This window comes from Enterobacter sp. 3U4 (assembly GCF_057224565.1).
Genome location: NZ_CP136665.1, coordinates 4616941 through 4635945, shown reverse-complemented (window position 1 = coordinate 4635945; position 19005 = coordinate 4616941). Strand labels below are relative to the sequence as shown.

Genomic DNA, 19005 nt, shown 5'->3' with positions numbered 1-19005 from the left:
GTCAAAGATCGACCCTTAAATGTGATTTGGAATGGGTTTTTCGGGGTTAAGTAGTGTGCGGTCTGGTACCCTCACCACCGGCCCCTCTCCCACAGGGAGAGGGCGGCGTTTATTACGGCATATGCTCCAGCTTCAGGTACTCCTCGCTCTGCATCTCCTGCAGGCGCGACAGGCAGCGCTGGAACTCAAACTTTAGCCGCTCGCCCTGGTAGATCTCATATAAAGGGACTTCGGCGCTGACCACCAGCTTGACGTGGCGCTCATAAAACTCGTCTACCAGCGCAATAAAGCGCCGCGCCTCGCTCTCCATCAGCCGCGTCATCACCGGTACATCCAGCACCATCACGGTGTGGAACAGACGCGAAAGCGCAATGTAGTCGTGCTGGCTGCGGGCATCCACGCAGAGCGTCGTAAAGGAGACCGCCAGCGTTTGGTTTTCAACGCCGAGCGTAGGCAGCGGACGATGGTTAATTTCGAGTTCCGGGGCGTGCTCGCGTTTTGCGCCGGCCAGCACCAGCCAGAGTGTATCCATCTCGCGGGTGGTCTCTGCATTTAACGGCGAGAGCCACAGGTGCGCCTGGGTTAACGTGCGCAGACGATAATCGACACCGGCATCGACGTTCATGATGTCGCAGTGCTGCTTGATGGCATCGATAGCGGGCAGGAAGCGTGCCCGCTGCAGGCCGTTGCGGTACAGCTCGTCCGGCGGGATATTCGACGTGGCCACCAGCGTAATCCCGCGGGTAAATAACGCCTTCATCAGGCCGCCTAACAGCATGGCATCGGTGATGTCAGACACAAAAAACTCATCGAAGCAGAGAACGTCCGTTTCCGCCTTGAACCGGTCGGCCACAATCTCCAGCGGATCGCTTTTACCCTGCAGCGCAGTCAGCTCTTCATGCACCCGCAGCATAAAGCGGTGGAAGTGCAGACGCTGTTTTCGCTCCCCCGGCAGGCTCTGGTAGAACAGATCCATCAGCCAGGTTTTTCCGCGACCGACCCCGCCCCACATATATAAACCGCGCACCGGCGCGTGAGCCTGTGGCGCTTTTTTACCGAGCAGCCGCCCAAATGCCGCCTTTAGCCCGCCATTCTGTTCGGTTTCAGCGGGTTTTGCCGTGAGCTCCTGGTAAATCATCTCCAGACGGTTTACCGCCTCACGTTGAACGTCATCAGGCTGATGAGTGCCCTCGTTAAGGGCCAGTTGATATCGCGATGCAGGGGACAGGTTTTGCATAATCTTATTGTTATTCCTTCAATTAACGCTCACCAGCAGACGTGACTGATGAAAAAAAGGCCGTTCTACACTACGCGATGATACGTCAGGATTCCACTTCTGCAGAAATAGCGGTTATAGTGGCATTATCAGGCACAGGCAGGAGCCGAGCCAACACCCTACGGAACAACAAGACAACGGGAGAAGTTCATGACCTGGGAATATGCGCTAATCGGTTTAGTCGTCGGCATCGTCATTGGTGCTGTGGCCATGCGTTTCGGTAATCGCAAATTGCGTCAGCAGCAGTCACTGCAGTACGAACTGGAAAAGAACAAAGCCGAGCTGGAAGAGTATCGTGAAGAGCTGGTCAGCCATTTTGCCCGCAGCGCCGAGCTGCTGGACAACATGGCGACCGACTATCGTCAGCTGTATCAGCATATGGCAAAAAGCTCCAGCAGCCTGCTGCCGGAAATGACGGCGGAAACCAACCCGTTCCGCAACCGTCTGGCTGACTCTGAAGCCGGTAACGACCAGGCACCCGTTCAGATGCCTCGCGACTATTCAGACGGCGCGTCCGGCCTGCTGCGCGGCGGTGTAAAACGCGATTAATCGCACAACCTGAATTTATTTTACGGGCGCAGCGATTGCGCCCGTCCTTTCTTCATGACCCCAGCTATCATTTAATAAAACACCTCATTGTTCAGCGGTTTAAAATTCAATAACATCAACGTGTTTTTTGGGGCCGTTTTTCCTTTATTCCAGGTTACGAGAGTCAACATCGATGAAGAAAAAAAACCAGCTGTTGAGCGCTATCGCGTTAAGTGTCGGGTTATCTCTCTCGGCGTCCGTTCCTGTATTTGCCGCCATTCCCTCCCAGGTGCCTGGCCAGGCTGCCATTCCAAGCCTTGCTCCGATGCTGGAAAAAGTGTTGCCTGCGGTCGTCAGCGTTCAGGTTGAAGGCACGGCGGTACAAAGCCAACGCGTCCCTGAAGAACTGAAGAAGTATTTTGGCGATGAGTCTCCCGACCAGCAGGCCCAGCCTTTTGAAGGCCTGGGTTCTGGCGTCATTATTGATGCGGCAAAAGGCTATATTCTGACCAACAATCATGTCATCAGCCAGGCCGATAAAATCAGCGTCCAGCTGAACGATGGCCGCGAGTTTGATGCCAAACTGATTGGCGGCGATGACCAGAGCGACATCGCGCTGCTGCAGGTGCAAAACCCGAGCAACCTGACCCAGATTGCCATCGCAGATTCAGACAAACTGCGCGTCGGCGACTTTGCCGTCGCCGTGGGTAACCCCTTTGGCTTAGGGCAAACCGCCACCTCCGGGATCGTCTCCGCGCTCGGGCGTAGCGGCCTCAATCTGGAAGGGCTGGAAAACTTTATCCAGACCGATGCCTCAATCAACCGCGGGAACTCCGGCGGGGCATTGCTCAACCTTAACGGTGAGCTGATTGGGATTAACACGGCGATTCTTGCCCCGGGCGGCGGCAGCATTGGGATCGGTTTTGCGATTCCCAGCAATATGGCCAAAACGCTGGCACAGCAGCTCATTCAGTTCGGTGAAATCAAACGCGGGCTGCTGGGAATTAAAGGTATGGAGATGAGCGCGGATATCGCAAAAGCGTTTAACATCAACGTACAGCGCGGGGCGTTTGTCAGTGAAGTGCTGCCTAACTCCGGCTCGGCAAAAGCGGGTATCAAATCGGGCGATGTGATCGTCAGCCTCAACGACAAGCCGCTGAGCAGCTTTGCCGAGCTGCGCTCGCGGATAGCCACCACCGAACCCGGCGCCAAAGTGAAGCTGGGTCTGATCCGTGACGGTAAGCCGCTGGACGTTGAAGTGACGCTGGATAAGAGCACCTCTTCCTCTGCCAGTGCGGAGCTGATCGCCCCTGCGCTGCAGGGTGCGACGCTGAGCGATGGACAGCTGAAAGACGGTACGAAAGGCATTCGCATCGACACCGTTGAGAAGAGCAGCCCTGCCGCACAGGCCGGATTGCATCAGGAAGATGTGATCATTGGTGTTAACCGCAACCGCGTGCAGTCCATTGCCGAACTGCGTAAGGTGCTGGAAAGTAAACCGGCGGTTATTGCCCTGCAGGTCATGCGTGGCAATGAGTCAATCTATATTCTGTTGCGCTAAGCATTTGTGACCCGGACATCACCGCTGCGTGTGATGTCCGGATAACTCATGTTATGCTGCAAATCGTTCCTTTTTTAACGACACGCGCATCATGCTTTTAAAGCTCTTACGTTCTATTGTCATCGGTTTGATTGTCGCTGGCCTGCTGCTGCTGGCTCTGCCGTCTTTACGTCAGTTCAATAAACTGTCGGCTCCCCAGTTCGATAGCGCGGATGAAACGCCGGCCACCTATAACCAGGCCGTCCGCCGAGCCGCACCTGCCGTGGTTAACGTCTATAACCGTGGCCTGAATACCTCAGCCCACAACCAGCTGGAGATCCGCACCCTCGGCTCCGGCGTGATCATGGACGAGCGCGGCTACATTATTACTAACAAGCACGTGATAAACGATGCCGACCAGATTATCGTCGCCCTGCAGGATGGCCGCGTGTTTGAGGCATTACTCGTTGGCTCTGACAGCCTGACCGACCTCGCCGTCCTGAAGATTAACGCCACGGGCGGTTTGCCGGTCATCCCGATCAACCGTAAACGTACCCCGCATATTGGTGACGTCGTCCTGGCGATCGGTAACCCTTACAACCTGGGCCAGACCATCACTCAGGGGATTATCAGCGCGACCGGTCGTATCGGTTTGAACCCCTCCGGGCGGCAGAACTTCCTGCAAACCGATGCCTCTATCAACCACGGTAACTCCGGCGGTGCGCTGGTCAACTCGCTGGGCGAACTGATGGGCATCAACACCCTCTCGTTCGATAAGAGTAACGACGGTGAGACGCCGGAAGGGATCGGCTTTGCCATTCCGTTCCAGCTGGCGACCAAAATTATGGATAAGCTTATCCGCGACGGACGCGTGATCCGCGGCTATATCGGTATCGGTGGCCGTGAAATTGCGCCGATGCATACCCAGGGTGGCGGTATCGATCAGATCCAGGGCATCGTGGTGAACGAGGTGGCACCGGGTGGTCCGGCGGCTAACGCGGGGATTCAGGTCAACGACGTCATTGTGTCGGTCAACGGCACGCCTGCGGTTTCTGCGCTGGAGACGATGGACCAGGTGGCAGAAATTCGCCCGGGCTCTATCATCCCGGTCGAAGTCATGCGCAACGATAAGAAACTGACGCTGCAAGTCACCATTCAGGAATACCCGGCAACGAACTGACAGGCATAAAAAAACGGAGCGATAAGCTCCGTTTTTTTTGCCGGGAGACGGTTCGTATTACTTGTTAACGAACTCTTCGCCCAGGGTGATATCTTTCTTCAGCGTATCCAGCATGCCTTCCATCGCGTGTTGTTCAAACGCGCTCAGCGTACCAATGGATTTACGCTCTTCGATACCGTTTTTACCCAGCAGCAGCGGCTGAGAGAAGAAGCGAGCGTGTTCGCCATCGCCTTCAACGTAAGCGCATTCAACAACACCTTTCTCGCCCTGCAGAGCGCGAACCAGTGACAGGCCAAAACGCGCAGCCGCCTGGCCCATAGACAGGGTTGCAGAACCGCCACCCGCCTTCGCTTCCACCACTTCGGTGCCCGCGTTCTGGATGCGTTTAGTCAGGTCAGCCACTTCCTGCTCGGTGAAGCTCACGCCTGGGATCTGCGACAGCAGAGGCAGGATGGTGACGCCAGAGTGACCGCCGATGACCGGAACTTCCACTTCTGTTGGCTGTTTGCCTTTCAGCTCAGCAACAAAGGTGTTGGAACGGATGATATCCAGCGTGGTGACGCCGAACAGTTTATTTTTGTCGTAAACACCCGCTTTCTTCAGCACTTCTGCCGCGATAGCCACGGTGGTGTTCACCGGGTTAGTGATGATACCGATGCATGCTTTCGGGCAGATTTCTGCAATCTGCTGCACGAGGTTTTTCACGATGCCCGCGTTGACGTTGAACAGGTCTGAACGATCCATGCCTGGCTTACGCGCCACGCCTGCAGAAATCAGCACCACGTCGGCACCCTGCAGTGCAGGACGTGCATCTTCACCGGAGAAGCCTTTGATTTTTACAGCAGTCGGGATGTGGCTCAGGTCAACCGCCACACCTGGGGTTACCGGGGCAATATCGTACAGGGAGAGTTCTGAGCCTGAAGGCAGTTGGGTTTTCAGTAGTAGGGCAAGCGCCTGGCCGATACCACCAGCAGCGCCGAGGACTGCGACTTTCATCCTAAACTCCTTATTATGGTTAACTTAAGTATCTGTAAATCCGTTGCGGCGACCATAATTCAGCAAGTAAATAATTACAATTTTCGTAGCTAAAGAATTTGAGGTCACGCGACTTTATCTCTCATCAGAAGACTATCTGAAGACAGAGAGCAACGCTTTAAGAGGTGGTTACAATACACCCTGCCCCGCCACCAAAACAACATCATTTTGATAACATTTAATTTACTTTTAAGCTTATTTGCGCGGCGTGACCCAGGCATGTTTTCTGATAACGAAATCTGATAAAATCACTCCCTTTCATAACATTATTTCAGCCTGGCGCTGAGTAGATAATTTGCATAAAAATTCATCCACATGCATAATAATGTTGTTTCTATCGTCATATTCCGGGTGACTTATGCGAAGCTCGTCTAAGCAAGAAGAATTAGTAAAGGCGTTTAAAGCGCTACTTAAAGAAGAGAAATTCAGTTCTCAGGGAGAAATTGTTCAGGCGCTGCAGGAACAAGGCTTCGATAACATCAACCAGTCGAAAGTCTCCCGCATGTTAACGAAATTTGGCGCGGTGCGTACCCGTAACGCCAAGATGGAGATGGTCTATTGCCTGCCGGCCGAACTTGGCGTGCCGACCACCTCCAGCCCGCTCAAGAATCTGGTTCTGGATATCGATTACAACGACGCCGTTGTGGTGATCCACACAAGCCCGGGTGCCGCACAGCTGATTGCCCGCATGCTGGACTCATTGGGTAAAACGGAAGGCATCCTCGGGACTATCGCCGGCGATGACACCATCTTTACCACACCGGCTAGCGGTTTCTCCGTGAAGGACCTCCACGAAGCGATTCTGGTTCTTTTCGAACAGGAACTCTAATCCCCTCTCCCCGTAGCGCCGCTGCGGGGATCGTTCTGCTTCCGCTGCGTTTCCCCCTCTTTTCTACTGCCCTTCACTTTGACAAATAGTGCTTTTTACCACCCATTAACATTCATCTGGTGAATGCTAAATCAAAAAATCGCACAAAAAATCAAAAGCGGATATCCATATGATTTAATTAGATATGGCCGCCAGAAATGGACAAAAAACACCCAACATTATGCAATTTGGTTATAAAAAACAGACTGGTTAACACGTAATAACAAAGGAAACCATTAGTCTGGTATTAATTTTTTCCGTTATTAGTGTATACTTGATTTTGTGATGAGGGTCACGAAACAAGACCCCACTAAAAAATTCGACGAGGTAAGAATCATGAAAATCAAATCTACTGTAGCGGCGCTGAGCGTCCTGTCTGTCCTGTCATTCGGTGCTTTCGCAGCTGACTCTATCAATGCTGACCAGGCGCAATCCCGCCAGGCCATCGGTACGGTTTCTGTCGGCGCGGTCGGTACATCGCCAATGGACATGCATGAGATGCTGAACAAAAAAGCGGAAGAACAGGGCGCGTCATCCTATCGCATCATCGAAGCGCGTTCTGGTGACCAGTGGCACGCCACCGCTGAGCTGTACAAATAAGTTTTAGTAATAGCTGAAAACGTAAATCTCCACTCAACGGCACCAGGCATAAAAATAGCGGTTCAACCCTTCTCGCCGTTGAGTAAAAAACCCTATTCAGGAGTAAAGACTATGAAAACCAAATTGATCATCGCAACCCTCGGTCTGGCATCTGTTCTCTCTTTCGGCGCAAGCGCAGCCGTACAGCAGGTGAATGCCGATCAGGCACAAAATCTGCAGCCTATGGGCAGCATCTCCGTGACGTCTGTCACCGGCTCTCCGATGGATATCCGTCACGAACTGGCTGCCAAAGCTGAAAAAGCAGGCGCCAGCAGCTATCGCGTCACCGAACTGAATCAGGGTGACCACTGGCATGCAACGGCAGAACTGTATAAATAAACCCTCGTCGTATCTCATCATACGACTTGCCCCTGGCCTCATGGTCAGGGGCTTTTTTTTCATTCAGTGCCGCGCGTTAAAACGCAGCTGCCCTTCCAGCTCTTCTTCCGCTTCATCGAACAGCAATATTAGCGCGCCAAAACGTCTTCGAAGCTTATCGGGCAAATGGATGAACTCAATTTCCAGCGGGAGCGGCAACAGACTGCCGGTGACCACGTCCCACAGCGTATCCAGATTCGTCACGCTTTCCCGTTCAAGATCAAATGCCCGGATAAATTCACGGTAGAAGTCTTCCTGACTGTCGATCTCGTCAAAATCAAACGTATAGGTTTTCATTGCCAGCCACCCAGTCCAGGCGAGCGGCAGATGCCGCCCTGTCTATTATAATCCCCCAATATGCAGGGTTTTAACTTCCAGATACTCTTCCAGCCCCAGCACGGAGCCCTCTCGTCCAAGACCTGACTCTTTTACGCCGCCAAAGGGCCCCAGCTCCGTAGAGACGGCGCATTCGTTAATGCCGATCATCCCACTCTCGATTGCCTGTGAAACACGGAAGACCCGGGAGAGATTCTGGGTGTAGAAGTAAGCCGCCAGCCCATAGGGCGTGTTGTTGGCGCGCTGGATAACTTCATCTTCCGAGGTGAAACGGAAGCACGCCGCAACCGGCCCAAACGTCTCTTCTTCTGCCAGCTTCATGCCTTCATGGCAGTCGCCCAGTACGGTTGGCATCCAGAAATTCCCGCCAAGCGGATGGGGCTTACCCCCAGCCAGTACGGTTGCGCCCCGGGCAACGGCATCGTCGACATGCTCACGCACCTTGTCGACCGCAGCAGATTCAATCAGCGGCCCGACAACAATGCCCTCGTCAAGACCATTCCCCACTTTCAGCGCATTCACCGCATCGGCGAGTTTATTCACAAATTTGTCGTAGACGGTTTCCTGAATATAAAAACGGTTCACGCTGACGCAGACCTGCCCGGCATTTCGGAACTTGTTGGCAATCGCCCCCTTCACCGCCGCGTCGATGTCTGCATCCTCAAAAACGATATACGGGGCATTTCCCCCCAGCTCCATCGAAACCTTTTTCATGGTTTCTGCGGCGTTACGCACCAGCGTTTTGCCGACGGAAGTTGAACCGGTAAAGGAGATTTTACGCACGTCGCGGCTTGCCATGATCGCATCGCTGATTTCATGCGTATTCCCGGCTACGGCGTTAAGCACGCCGTCGGGTACGCCAGCCTGTTTCGCCAGGGTAAGCAGCGCAAAGGCGCTGAGCGGTGTGTTATTGGCCGGTTTGATCACCCCGGTGCACCCTGCAGCCAGCGCCGGGCCTAACTTGCGGGTGAGCATGGCCATCGGGAAGTTCCACGGCGTAATCGCCGCGACCACGCCAATGGGTTCACGGGTCGCCAGAATGCGTGAGCCGGGTTTGATCGGCGGAATAATTTCACCGTTCGCGCGTTTAGCTTCTTCGGCAAACCACTGGATAAAGCTGGCGGCGTACTCGACTTCTCCCTCCGCTTCTTTCAGCGGCTTGCCCTGTTCGGTGGTCATTAACCGCCCGAGCCAGCTTTTATTCTCAATAATCAGTTCGTACCAGCGGTAGAGAATCGCCGAACGCTCTTTCGCGGTTTTGGCACGCCAGGCCGGGAAGGCTTTGGTGGCCGCTGCGATAGCCTCTTCGGTTTGTGCTTTACCCGCTTTGGCGACTTTCGCGATGACTTCCCCGGTAGCGGGGTTAAGCACATCGAAGGTCGTGTCCAGCGTTTTCCAGATTCCGTTGACCAGATAACCGGTCTGAAAAAGGATGTGATCCTGAAGCGCCTGGGTCGTCATGTGTCCTCCCTTCCTGAAATGTAAGAACGTGCTGGAATAAGTATAGCCACAAAAAAACCGACGCTTTTGGCGTCGGTTTTTTTACTTCGGTCAGCTATCCGTGAGAGCGTTCTGGTAGCGATGCAGCATAAACACCAGCCGTCCCACCGGCTCGGTCACCTGAGGCGGTGCTTCCCAGGCTTTAAGCTTCTCCTGGTAGATATCCAGTTCTTCAAGCAGCTGCGTAAAGTAGCGACGTCGTTTGTCATCACTGCTGGCGGAAAGTACGTGGTCAGCGGTACGACGCAGCTGGCGGTGCCAGGCCGACAGATCGTCGTTGATCGGCACCGGTGCGTTACGCAGACGCTGGTGCGCGATGATCATGGTTAACGCCAGGCGGAACTTGGCGATATCGCCCGGGAACTTGTTCAGCAGTAAAAACAGCTGCTGGTAGAGCGCGGGCAGATGGTTCTCTTTACGGCGCGCGGTGTTGGTTGTCATCGACGACACGGCGGCCGACACAAACTGGTTCAACAGTACGCGGCCCGTTCTTGCCTGCGAGTTATCCCGCACCAGCAGTATCACCATCATAGCCAGGAAACAGCCCACCAGCTGACCTAACGCGCTGTCGAGGAACTGACTAAAGTGGAAGGTCATCGGGTTATCGAGTACGATGATGTTAATCGTACTCGCCAGCGCCCCCAGCGATCCCAGACGTCGCTTTTGCACTTCAATGCCGATAAAGAACGCCATCACCGCCAGGCTAATACAGAGCAGCAGTATGCTCTGCTGCGTCGACGGGATGATGACCAGAAAGTAGAGCGCGCCTATCGGCAGGGCGGCAATGGTGCCGTACAGGAAATCGATGGCGACCATACGCGGATTAGGCAGACGCATCGCCAGTGCGGTCACGACGGCAATCATCACCATCGCGCCGCTGCCGGACGTCCAGCCCGTCCACAGCCAGAACAGCGTGCCGAGCATACAGGCAAGCGTCGTACGCCAGAAGTTAACCATCGCGTGATGGCGTTCGGCTGATTCCGCCTTGATCACCACTTCGCCCTGCAGCACTTCTTCTTCCGCCGCGCTGATTTTGGTATTCCCGATCACGCCGCGTTTCAGCAGCAGGTAGCGCGTGGCGGCGCCGACCCAGGTATAGATGGTTACCGGCGTGTCGCGCTCCCCTGTCCAGGCGATAACCCTGCGCATACGCTTAAGCTGCTTGTGCACGTCCTGCACCGTTTCCACCGGCTCGGCGAACAGCTCGCGGAAGGTATCGGTGACCGCTTCCGGCCGGGTGTTCTGTATCAGATAGGTTTCGCATGCCTGGGTAATCAGCGTTAACGAGACCGTATTAAGAGCTTTCAGACGACGGTTTGCGCGAGCCCAGCGTGACGACTCCATATTGAGATTGCTGCGCATCCCCTCCAGCGCCTGCGTGCGGCGAACCAGCCCGCTCCAGGCTTTATCCACCTCTTCGCTGTCGCCGTGCTTGATGCAGAGCTGCATCAGCTGGTACTGAGCGACAATCAGCGCGTCAAGCTCACGGTCGACTTCCTGCTTGATGGAGCGCGGGGAGAACAGCAGGTCCGCAATAATCGCACTGACAATACCAATCACAATCTCGCTGCATCGCTCCACCGCAAACTGCGGGGCGAGCAGCGGTTCAGACTGAATGGTGATGACAATAATCAGCGCGGTATAGCCCGCCAGCCCCCAGGCGTAGGAGTTCTCCACTTTCACCAGAGACGAGATCCAGGTGCAAAAACCTGCCCAGATACAGCACACCATCAGCATCAGCAGCGGCGTGCGGATCATCAGAATAATAATGGTCAGCGCCGCAAAACAGCCGATAAACGTCCCGATGATACGCAGCATCCCGCGATAGCGGATCGCACCTGAATAGGGTTCCCCACCCGCGGCAAAGGCCGGGCCCGCCGCAACAATCGCAGCCGTCAGCACTGCCCAGCGAGGGGTTTCAAGCTGGAAGTGGAAGCCAACAAACAACGCCAGCACAATGGCACACGCCAGCTTCACGGCGAAGCGAATGTGCTGGCTGGCGATGGAAAAGATGCCCATAGCGATTAACCAAACTCGCGCAGACGGTGGGCGATTTTACGGAAGAACGAGTCCTGGCTGGCATCCCGATCTTTTTCACCGGTAATCACCACCGTCGCCGTGGTACCCGCAGGCCACAGGTTGCCCTGCTGTTCGTCCAGATGGATACGGACCGGCACGCGCTGGGCCAGACGCACCCACTCGAGGTTGGAATCCACCGTTGCCATCCCTTTTGCATCGTTCGAACTGCTGGAGTTGGTCACCCCTGCGGCGACGCTGTCGACGGTACCTTTAAAGACGCGGTTGCTGCCCAGCGGCGTGATTTCTGCACGGTAGCCGGGACGTACGCCTTCCAGCTTGGTCTCTTCCATATAGGCGAGCACATAGAAGGAGTTCTGTTTCACCAGCGCCACGGCGGTCGAGCCACGGGTAATGAATTCCCCGGCGTAGACGTTAAGGTTGGTCACCCAGCCATCAGACGGCGCGCGGATCACGGTGCGTTCCAGATCGAGCTTCGCCAGATCCCGCGTTGCTTGTGCTTTCGCCAGCTGGTGCAGTACGGTTTGCAGCACGTTGTTGGACTGGTCAATCTCTTCACGGGACATTGCCTGAACGCCAAGCTGGTTACGGCGGCCAGCCTCGCGGCGTTTCTCCGCAGCCAGCGCCTGGTAATAGGCCACATCCGCTTCCGCCTCTTCCAGTGCTTTCTGATAACGAGGCTGGTCGATGGTGAACAGAACCTGATCTTTTTTCACCAGCTGGTTATCGCGTACGTTGACCGCCGTGATAAGACCAGCCACGTCAGGGGCGATGGCCACCACATCGGCGCTGAAGCGTGCATCACGCGTCCACGGTGATTCGGTGTAATAGACCCAGGCACGGAAAACAGCGATGAAGGCGAGGATAACCAGCGCCATCGTGATGGCAGTGCGGGAGATTTTTCTTGTTAGCGTTTTCACATCAACCTCAGACAAACATGCGCGATATCAGGTAAAACAGGCAGCAATACAGCGCGGTATTGAACAATGCAGGGTGCCAGACGAAATCGTAGATCCCGGTAGGGACCAGCACCTTGCGCACCAGCCAGAAGATCGCCAGTGATAAAAGAAGCTCGAAAAATATCGGTGGGAACGACAGACCGAACACCACGATAACGGGAAACAGACTCATGTTGACCTTAATAAGAGAGAGTGCAGGCTTCAGAATTTTTTAGCGCACGCCATCGCAGGAGAGCAAGAAACGCCGGGCGAGAATGGCGCAGCCGTTATGTAATAAATAATATATTAACGTAACTGTTATGCTGTTATCTATAATATGTGATCTAAATCACTTTTAAGCCAGAGTGAACAATGGAACGTTTAAAACGCATGTCAGTCTTCGCCAAAGTGGTTGAGCTAGGCTCCTTCACCGCCGCTGCCCGTCAGCTTCAGATGAGCGTCTCATCCATCAGCCAGACGGTGTCCAAACTGGAAGATGAGCTTCAGGTCAAGCTGCTCAACCGCAGTACCCGCAGCATTGGGCTGACGGAAGCGGGCAAAATTTACTATCAGGGCTGTCGCCGCATGCTGCTTGAAGTGCAGGATGTTCACGAACAGCTCTACGCTTTCAACAACACCCCCATCGGCACGCTGCGCATCGGGTGTTCTTCAACTATGGCACAAAATGTTCTCGCTGCCATGACGGCGGATATGCTGAAAGAGTACCCCGGGCTTACCGTCAATCTGGTGACGGGTATCCCGGCGCCGGATCTGATTGCCGACGGGCTGGACGTGGTGATCCGCGTCGGGGCGCTGCAGGATTCCAGCCTGTTCTCGCGACGGCTGGGCAGCATGCCGATGGTCGTCTGCGCTTCGAAGAGCTATCTGGCGCAGTACGGTGTGCCGGAGAAACCCGCCGATCTCACCAACCACTCGTGGCTGGAGTACAGCGTGCGGCCCGATAATGAATTTGAGCTGATTGCCCCGGAAGGGATCTCCACCAGGCTGCTGCCGGAAGGGCGGTTTGTCACCAACGATCCGATGACCATTTCACGCTGGCTGGTGGCCGGCGCCGGGATCGCCTACGTGCCGTTAATGTGGGTGATCAACGAGATCAACAGCGGCGTGCTGGAGATCCTCTTCCCGCGCTACCAGTCCGATCCGCGTCCGGTGTACGCCCTGTATACCGAAAAAGACAAACTCCCGCTCAAGGTGCAGGTGTGTATTAACTATCTGACCGAGTATTTTGTGGACGTGGCGGAGCTATTTCAGGGGATGCGGGGGAGAAGGAAAGAGTAGGCCTTTCCCCGGAAGGGCGATGGAGAAAAGACAGCGCAGAGCAGTCCCCTCTCCCCTTTGGGGAGAGGGTTAGGGTGAGGGTGAGGGGAAGAAAATTATGCCGTGCCGCCCACCGTCAGGTTGTCCACTTTCAGCGTCGGCTGGCCCACGCCAACCGGCAGGCTCTGACCCTCTTTACCGCAGACGCCCACGCCGTTATCCAGCTTAAGATCGTTGCCGACCATGGAGATCTGCTGCATGGCTTCAATACCGGAGCCAATCAGCGTCGCCCCCTTCACCGCTTTGGTCACTTTGCCTTTCTCGATCAGATACGCTTCTGACGTGGAGAAAACAAACTTACCGGAGGTGATGTCCACCTGGCCGCCGCCAAAGTTAGGCGCAAAGATACCGTAATCAACGGACTCGATAATCTCCTGCGGCGTGGATTTGCCCGGCAGCATGTAGGTGTTGGTCATGCGCGGCATCGGCAGGTGCGCGTAAGATTCACGGCGTCCGTTGCCCGTCGGCGCAACGCCCATCAGGCGCGCGTTGAGTTTGTCCTGCATGTAGCCTTTCAGCACGCCGTTTTCGATCAGCACATTGTACTGGCCAGGCGTACCTTCATCGTCGATAGCCACCGAGCCGCGGCGATCGAGCATGGTGCCGTCATCCACCACGGTGCACAGCTCCGAGGAGACAAGCTGCCCGATCTGACCGCTGAACACGGACGTCCCGCGACGGTTAAAGTCGCCTTCCAGACCGTGGCCCACCGCCTCGTGCAACAGCACGCCCGGCCAGCCGGCACCCAGCACCACCGGGAATGAGCCCGCCGGAGCCGCAACGGCATTCAAATTCACCAGCGCCATGCGCACGGCTTCTTTCGCCCATGCGTCAGCGCGCGCTTCACCATCAACGTCGCCCAGGAACCAGTCATAGCCGAAACGACCGCCGCCGCCGCTTGAGCCGCGCTCGCGTTTGCCGTCGTCATCGACCTGCACGCTAATGGAGAGACGCACCAGCGGGCGAACATCTGCCGCCAGGGTACCGTCCGTTGCCGCAACCAGAATCAATTCATACACACCGCTCAGGCTGGCAGAAACTTCCTGCACGCGTTTATCCGCCGCGCGGGCGACTTTGTCCACGCGACGCAGGATATCCAGCTTCTCTTCACGGCTCATGCTCTGCAGCGGATCGATGCTGGTATAGAGCGCAGAGTGCTGCACTTCTCCCAGGGTTTTCACCCGACCATCGCCGGTATCACGCACAATGGTACGCGCGGCCTGCGCGCTCTGTTCAAGTGCGGTAAGGCTAATCTGATCGGCATAGGCAAAACCGGTTTTCTCGCCGCTGACGGCACGGACGCCGACGCCCTGATCAATGTTGTAGGAGCCATCCTTGATGATGCTGTCTTCTAAAACCCAGGATTCGTGATAGCTCGACTGGAAATAAAGGTCGCCGTAGTCGAGACGGCGTTCGGTCAGTTGACCAAGAATGGAGAACAGGTCCTGATGGCTCAGGCCGTTCGCTGCGAGCAAATGTTCACTTACCAGGTTCAGACTCATCGTATTGCTACTCGTTCGTTGCCGCCCGTGGCGGTATAAAGATCGTATTTATTGAGAGTGAGGCAATTACCTGCCCACGTCAAATCATTGCTGTGCTTCTTTGCGCGGCTGGCGCAGCACCTCGTTAATCTGCGGTTTGTCTACCGGACCGGTAATGCGGTAGCGCAGAATGGAGACCTTGCTCCAGAGTGGACCAAGCACTTTGCTGGCGGCAAACACCGCCGCTCCGACAATCGGGTTGACCACAAAGGCAGCCGCCACGCCCACGCTCGCGGAAATTTCCGGTGCCACGACGGCTTCCATATCCAGTTCGCGACGCACGAGGTTAACGGAGCCTTTCATGGCGATATCAGCTTCCAGGCCATCCACCAGCGTGTCGTCCGTATGCAGAACGCCGTCCTTGATCCACGCCGTACTGCGGATGGAATCGTAGTAGAAACCTTCGCTGAACGTATCGCTGAAATCGAAGCGCAGCTTGCGCAGCAGCGCATCAAAACTCAGCAGGCGTAGGATCTGCCCGGCGCGTCCCGTGCTCACGTCGGCAATTTCACCTTTGCCGAGGCGGGTTTTCAAAATACCGTTCAGCGAGGCCTCATCCGGCTTCCACGGGGCGTCGCGCCAGTGAAGATCGTAATCGACGTCAAATGACGAGCCGCGCAGCGGCGTGCTGATACCAAAGAAATTGGCTGCCGCGTCCAGCTTGTTCCCTTTAATGTCGCCCTTCAGGGATGTTCGCTGCTCGCCAGGGTTATTTACCCATTCCCCTGCGGCCGTCATGCGGCCAAAACCGGTATCAACCAGGCCGCCGGAGAGCTTAAGCGTGTTGGCCTGAATAGTGAAATCACCGTCGATACGGCCATATTTCTGCCCCCACAGCCAGCACTCCGCACAGCGCAGCTGGAGATCGGGCCAGCCGCTAAAATCGACGCGGGAGACATTACTCAACGGCGACGTCTCAGTCGGTTTATCTTTTCCGCTCGCGGCGCTTGCCGGGTTGTAGTAGAGGTAGCGGATCGCCGCCTGCCACGGCGCGTGATTGCGCATGGTCAGCGTACCGTTGATCTCCCTGCCCTGGGCCTCCACCTTCGTGCCGTTAGCGCCAGGCTGCGAGACAATACTCAGGTTGTTCCACTGCTGCCCGCCCAGCATCAGCGACGGCGTGCGTACGGTAATGGTTTGTGGGAACTGGGCGGTTTCATCAACGTTTTGCCCGACGCCTTTCTGGAACAGCGCCAGCCACTCAGCACCGTCCATCGGCGGGAGATTCAACTCAATGCCCGTCTGCTCCGGCAGCGGCGGCGTGGAGCGGCTATCCGTCGTCCAGATGGCTTTGTCGAGGGTGAGCTTGCGGTTAAGCAGCCAGCGGCTGTTGAAGTGGTTTGTCCCGCCCGCGCTGCCGGTCAGCGCGAAGCTGTTCAGGTTGCCATCGACGTTCAGCTTTACCGGCAGCGGCTGTCCGGCCTCTTTATCCAGCGGCGCAGGCAGCTGGCTGTGAAGATTTTTCAGATCGCCCGTGATGTCGACCTTATACTGCGCCCCCGCGTGATAAGGCAGGTCGATTGCCACTTTACCCTGCCAGGCGACTGCGCCCTGCACTGACGCCTCAATAGGCTTCGGCAGGACGTCCATGCGCGCTGGCTGCCAGTTACCGTCCAGATTGACGGCCACCTGATAAGCCTTTTCACCTTCGGTGGTCGTGAAGTCAATATTAACAGGCTGATTAAACCAGCTGGCCGTAAGCGGCTCGCTCTTCAGGTTACCGTTGTCAAAGCTGAACTGCCCGCTGAGGTTTTTCAGGGTGCTCTCAAGGGGTTTGATGTACAGACTGTTGTTCTTCAGACGGACGTCGCCTTTAGCGGTGGTCATCTCACCGTCCAGCGGGATATCAAGATGTAAGCGAGCATTCACATCGCCATCAAGCTGCAGCTGCTGAAGCGTCGCCGCCAGCGACTCTTTCAGCGGCGTCTCCTCAAAGTACGGCCCCACCGCCTTGCCGGGACCGTTTATATCGGCGTCAATCAGCAGCTTCTCTTTTGAATAATCCGGGATGTTGGCCGTCAGGTTACTGGCCGTCACGCCGCCCAGCGCCACGCTGTCGGACTTCATCCATAGTCCGTCATTGAGGAAGTTGAGTTCAATATCCAGGTCTTTCAGCGCGGGCCAGCCGGGCTGGAACGCGAAGGTGGCGTTATGCAGCGGCACCAGCACCTGGAACTGACCTTCGTTATGTTTGTACGGGAAAAGATGCGGGTTACCGCCGTAGACCAGCGTGGCATTGTCCGCCTGACCGCCCTGAATCGCGCCGCTGAGATAGTCTACCAGCGCTTTTCCCATCAGGTTTTCCGGGAAGTAGCGCCAGGCCTGAGAACCGTCATCGGTGCTGATCCCGGCCAGAATGCCCAGCCACGGCTCATCACCTTCAGGCTGCAGATAGCGGAAATCGCCGCGCGCATGCACCGCTTTGGCTTTCACATCAATATGGCGGCCATCAAGCTGGAAACCCTTGTCGTTACGGAGCCAGTTAAGCACCGCGCTGCCCTGTTCGATTTCCAGAGGCGCGCGGAAGACCGTCTCGTAAGGCATTTTGGCGTCGTGCATATCAACCGTCAGCCTGCCGTTTTCCACGCTGCCTTCCAGCTTGCCGCTAAAATGCTCCGCTCCCGGCAGCAGCTTCCACTGCTTCCAGGCAAGATCTTTCCACGTTGCCTGGAAGCGGGTTTTTTCCGTCGCCTGAAGCGGGATATCCAGCGCCAGAGAATCAATCTTTCCGCTCGGCTGCGTAGCCAGCCAGATCTCGCCCAGGTCCGGAGAGAGCTTTGCCGCCATCGAGCGCAGCCCTTCAATGGCAGCCAAATCCAGGTTGCTGGCGCGGATGCGCAGCTCGTCGCTGCGTTTATTGACCGTGCCGCCAACGTCCTGCTCCGGCATCCAGGCCAGCGTCAGCGCACCGCGCGGCCACGGCTTGCCGTCCATGGTGATGCGCGTATCCGGAATGGCAAACTGCCAGCCCTCTTTTTCCTGCGTCACGTGCGCGGTGAGGTTATCGACGGAAAGCTGATGCTGCTGTTTTTCGCCTTTCCAGCTTGCGCCCCCCTGCTTGAGCCAGATATCGCCGCTGGCAAATTCGCCTTTGGTCAGGGTCAGCCAGCCTTCAAGGCTGAAGCGGGCCGTTTCCAGCTGCATATTTTGCTGGATCCAGTCGCCCAGCCAAGGCTTGACGTCCACATCGTCGGCCTGCAGCCAGACTTTGCCGTTGTTTAACAGGCCGTCATCGTCGCGCAGATCCATACGCACCTGCATCACGCCGTGCTGGCCGTTCAGGCTTGAGAGATTGACCTGCCCCTCGGCGCGGTGCCGATCCTTACCGTTGAGCCAGGTCAGCTGCGGGATCGCCAGCTCGGCGCGCTGGCCGGAAAGGGTTATGAAGCTCACTTCGCTGTCGCGCAGATCGAAATGATCGAACTGGCGGAGGAAAAGATCGCTGAAGCGGTTGGCTTCAAGACCCTGGCCGCTATCGCCGCCAGACAGCGGCGTATTGGTCAGAAACTGGAGTTGATAAAAGGTGAGATCGCGAAACTGCCAGCGCAGATGCAGCAGGCTTTGCCAGACGTCCAGCGCCAGGGTCACGCGTTTGATTTTCAGGTAGCCGCCATCTTTCAGGCTGGCGTTGATATCCCGGACATCGAGCGTCGGGCCAAAATTCTGCCAGTTAGCGCTAATCTGGCTGACGTTCACCGGCACGCCGGTGGTGGATTCGATTTTCGCCAGCAGCTGCGGACGCCAGCTGTCCAGATGCGGTAATACGAGACGTAGCCCGCTCACGAGCAACGCGACAATCACGACCAGCGTTGCCCCTGTAAGCAATAAAATCCCCGGCAATCGCCTCACGCATCTCTCCTTGTCAGCATTC

The 19005-nt window shown here is 56.2% G+C and carries 16 protein-coding genes; 7 read left to right on the top strand and 9 right to left on the bottom strand.

Annotation, left to right across the window (positions count from 1 at the left end; genetic code table 11):
* Positions 1-112: 112 nt before the first annotated feature.
* Positions 113-1237, bottom strand: a complete 1125-nt coding sequence (zapE, locus tag RVY89_RS22090; protein WP_484826444.1) for a cell division protein ZapE — start codon at positions 1235-1237, stop codon at positions 113-115.
* Between the two features lie 189 nt (positions 1238-1426).
* Here zapE and zapG point away from each other — a divergent pair, with 189 nt between their 5' ends.
* From zapG to degS, 3 genes are all read left to right on the top strand, one after another.
* The gene (zapG, locus tag RVY89_RS22085; RefSeq protein ID WP_008502832.1) at positions 1427-1825 is read left to right on the top strand and encodes a Z-ring associated protein ZapG; all 399 of its coding nucleotides are present in this window, start codon (positions 1427-1429) and stop codon (positions 1823-1825) included.
* A 172-nt stretch (positions 1826-1997) separates the two neighbouring features.
* Positions 1998-3365, top strand: coding sequence for a serine endoprotease DegQ (gene degQ, locus RVY89_RS22080; protein ID WP_252077681.1), 1368 nt, complete (start codon positions 1998-2000; stop codon positions 3363-3365).
* A gap of 91 nt (positions 3366-3456) precedes the next feature.
* On the top strand, positions 3457-4524 hold the full coding sequence (gene degS / locus RVY89_RS22075) for an outer membrane-stress sensor serine endopeptidase DegS (RefSeq protein ID WP_484826443.1): 1068 nt from the start codon (positions 3457-3459) through the stop codon (positions 4522-4524).
* 57 nt (positions 4525-4581) lie between these two features.
* Here degS and mdh read toward each other — a convergent pair whose 3' ends face one another.
* A complete protein-coding gene (gene mdh, locus RVY89_RS22070; RefSeq protein WP_023309387.1) occupies positions 4582-5520 on the bottom strand; it encodes a malate dehydrogenase in 939 nt (312 codons plus the stop codon).
* Positions 5521-5917: 397 nt separating this feature from the next.
* Here mdh and argR point away from each other — a divergent pair, with 397 nt between their 5' ends.
* From argR to yhcN (RVY89_RS22055), 3 genes are all read left to right on the top strand, one after another.
* Positions 5918-6388: a transcriptional regulator ArgR gene (gene argR / locus RVY89_RS22065; RefSeq protein ID WP_008502836.1), complete on the top strand. Its 471-nt coding sequence runs from the start codon at positions 5918-5920 to the stop codon at positions 6386-6388.
* Positions 6389-6763: 375 nt separating this feature from the next.
* Positions 6764-7027, top strand: coding sequence for a peroxide/acid stress response protein YhcN (yhcN, locus tag RVY89_RS22060; RefSeq protein WP_109846526.1), 264 nt, complete (start codon positions 6764-6766; stop codon positions 7025-7027).
* Between the two features lie 111 nt (positions 7028-7138).
* Positions 7139-7405 (top strand): peroxide/acid stress response protein YhcN, encoded by a 267-nt coding sequence (yhcN, locus tag RVY89_RS22055; RefSeq protein ID WP_008502838.1) that lies wholly within the window; start codon positions 7139-7141, stop codon positions 7403-7405.
* Positions 7406-7468: 63 nt separating this feature from the next.
* Here the strand turns inward: yhcN (RVY89_RS22055) and RVY89_RS22050 are convergent, their stop codons facing one another.
* The 5 genes from RVY89_RS22050 to aaeX all read right to left on the bottom strand — a co-directional run bounded on the left by RVY89_RS22050 (position 7469) and on the right by aaeX (position 12448).
* Positions 7469-7741 carry a barstar family protein gene (locus RVY89_RS22050; RefSeq protein ID WP_063143598.1) on the bottom strand — a complete coding sequence of 91 codons (273 nt, stop codon included), beginning with the start codon at positions 7739-7741 and terminating at the stop codon, positions 7469-7471.
* 45 nt (positions 7742-7786) lie between these two features.
* On the bottom strand, positions 7787-9241 hold the full coding sequence (locus RVY89_RS22045; RefSeq protein WP_484826442.1) for an NAD-dependent succinate-semialdehyde dehydrogenase: 1455 nt from the start codon (positions 9239-9241) through the stop codon (positions 7787-7789).
* Positions 9242-9331: 90 nt separating this feature from the next.
* Positions 9332-11299 carry a p-hydroxybenzoic acid efflux pump subunit AaeB gene (aaeB, locus tag RVY89_RS22040; protein ID WP_484826441.1) on the bottom strand — a complete coding sequence of 656 codons (1968 nt, stop codon included), beginning with the start codon at positions 11297-11299 and terminating at the stop codon, positions 9332-9334.
* 5 nt (positions 11300-11304) lie between these two features.
* Positions 11305-12237: a p-hydroxybenzoic acid efflux pump subunit AaeA gene (gene aaeA, locus RVY89_RS22035; RefSeq protein ID WP_484826440.1), complete on the bottom strand. Its 933-nt coding sequence runs from the start codon at positions 12235-12237 to the stop codon at positions 11305-11307.
* A 7-nt stretch (positions 12238-12244) separates the two neighbouring features.
* The gene (aaeX, locus tag RVY89_RS22030; protein WP_003860416.1) at positions 12245-12448 is read right to left on the bottom strand and encodes a p-hydroxybenzoic acid efflux pump operon protein AaeX; all 204 of its coding nucleotides are present in this window, start codon (positions 12446-12448) and stop codon (positions 12245-12247) included.
* Positions 12449-12627: 179 nt separating this feature from the next.
* On the opposite strand from aaeX, the gene aaeR reads away from it, so the two are divergent.
* Complete coding sequence (aaeR, locus tag RVY89_RS22025) at positions 12628-13554, top strand: HTH-type transcriptional activator AaeR (RefSeq protein WP_023309395.1); 927 nt, start codon at positions 12628-12630, stop codon at positions 13552-13554.
* 95 nt (positions 13555-13649) lie between these two features.
* On the opposite strand, the gene tldD is transcribed toward aaeR, so the two are convergent.
* Positions 13650-15095 (bottom strand): metalloprotease TldD, encoded by a 1446-nt coding sequence (gene tldD / locus RVY89_RS22020; protein ID WP_121424795.1) that lies wholly within the window; start codon positions 15093-15095, stop codon positions 13650-13652.
* Between the two features lie 84 nt (positions 15096-15179).
* The gene (yhdP, locus tag RVY89_RS22015; RefSeq protein WP_484826439.1) at positions 15180-18983 is read right to left on the bottom strand and encodes an AsmA2 domain-containing protein YhdP; all 3804 of its coding nucleotides are present in this window, start codon (positions 18981-18983) and stop codon (positions 15180-15182) included.
* Positions 18984-19005: the final 22 nt, after the last annotated feature.

What these genes read in the sequence shown, in the direction of transcription:
- aaeB (WP_484826441.1), bottom strand. Translation starts at nt 11,299, where the DNA reads ATGGGCATCTTTTCCATCGCCAGCCAGCACATTCGCTTCGCCGTGAAG.
- tldD (WP_121424795.1), bottom strand. Translation starts at nt 15,095, where the DNA reads ATGAGTCTGAACCTGGTAAGTGAACATTTGCTCGCAGCGAACGGCCTG.
- zapG (WP_008502832.1), top strand. Translation starts at nt 1,427, where the DNA reads ATGACCTGGGAATATGCGCTAATCGGTTTAGTCGTCGGCATCGTCATT.
- RVY89_RS22050 (WP_063143598.1), bottom strand. Translation starts at nt 7,741, where the DNA reads ATGAAAACCTATACGTTTGATTTTGACGAGATCGACAGTCAGGAAGAC.
- mdh (WP_023309387.1), bottom strand. Translation starts at nt 5,520, where the DNA reads ATGAAAGTCGCAGTCCTCGGCGCTGCTGGTGGTATCGGCCAGGCGCTT.
- aaeR (WP_023309395.1), top strand. Translation starts at nt 12,628, where the DNA reads ATGGAACGTTTAAAACGCATGTCAGTCTTCGCCAAAGTGGTTGAGCTA.
- RVY89_RS22045 (WP_484826442.1), bottom strand. Translation starts at nt 9,241, where the DNA reads ATGACGACCCAGGCGCTTCAGGATCACATCCTTTTTCAGACCGGTTAT.
- degS (WP_484826443.1), top strand. Translation starts at nt 3,457, where the DNA reads ATGCTTTTAAAGCTCTTACGTTCTATTGTCATCGGTTTGATTGTCGCT.
- aaeX (WP_003860416.1), bottom strand. Translation starts at nt 12,448, where the DNA reads ATGAGTCTGTTTCCCGTTATCGTGGTGTTCGGTCTGTCGTTCCCACCG.
- degQ (WP_252077681.1), top strand. Translation starts at nt 1,998, where the DNA reads ATGAAGAAAAAAAACCAGCTGTTGAGCGCTATCGCGTTAAGTGTCGGG.
- zapE (WP_484826444.1), bottom strand. Translation starts at nt 1,237, where the DNA reads ATGCAAAACCTGTCCCCTGCATCGCGATATCAACTGGCCCTTAACGAG.
- yhcN (WP_109846526.1), top strand. Translation starts at nt 6,764, where the DNA reads ATGAAAATCAAATCTACTGTAGCGGCGCTGAGCGTCCTGTCTGTCCTG.
- yhcN (WP_008502838.1), top strand. Translation starts at nt 7,139, where the DNA reads ATGAAAACCAAATTGATCATCGCAACCCTCGGTCTGGCATCTGTTCTC.
- argR (WP_008502836.1), top strand. Translation starts at nt 5,918, where the DNA reads ATGCGAAGCTCGTCTAAGCAAGAAGAATTAGTAAAGGCGTTTAAAGCG.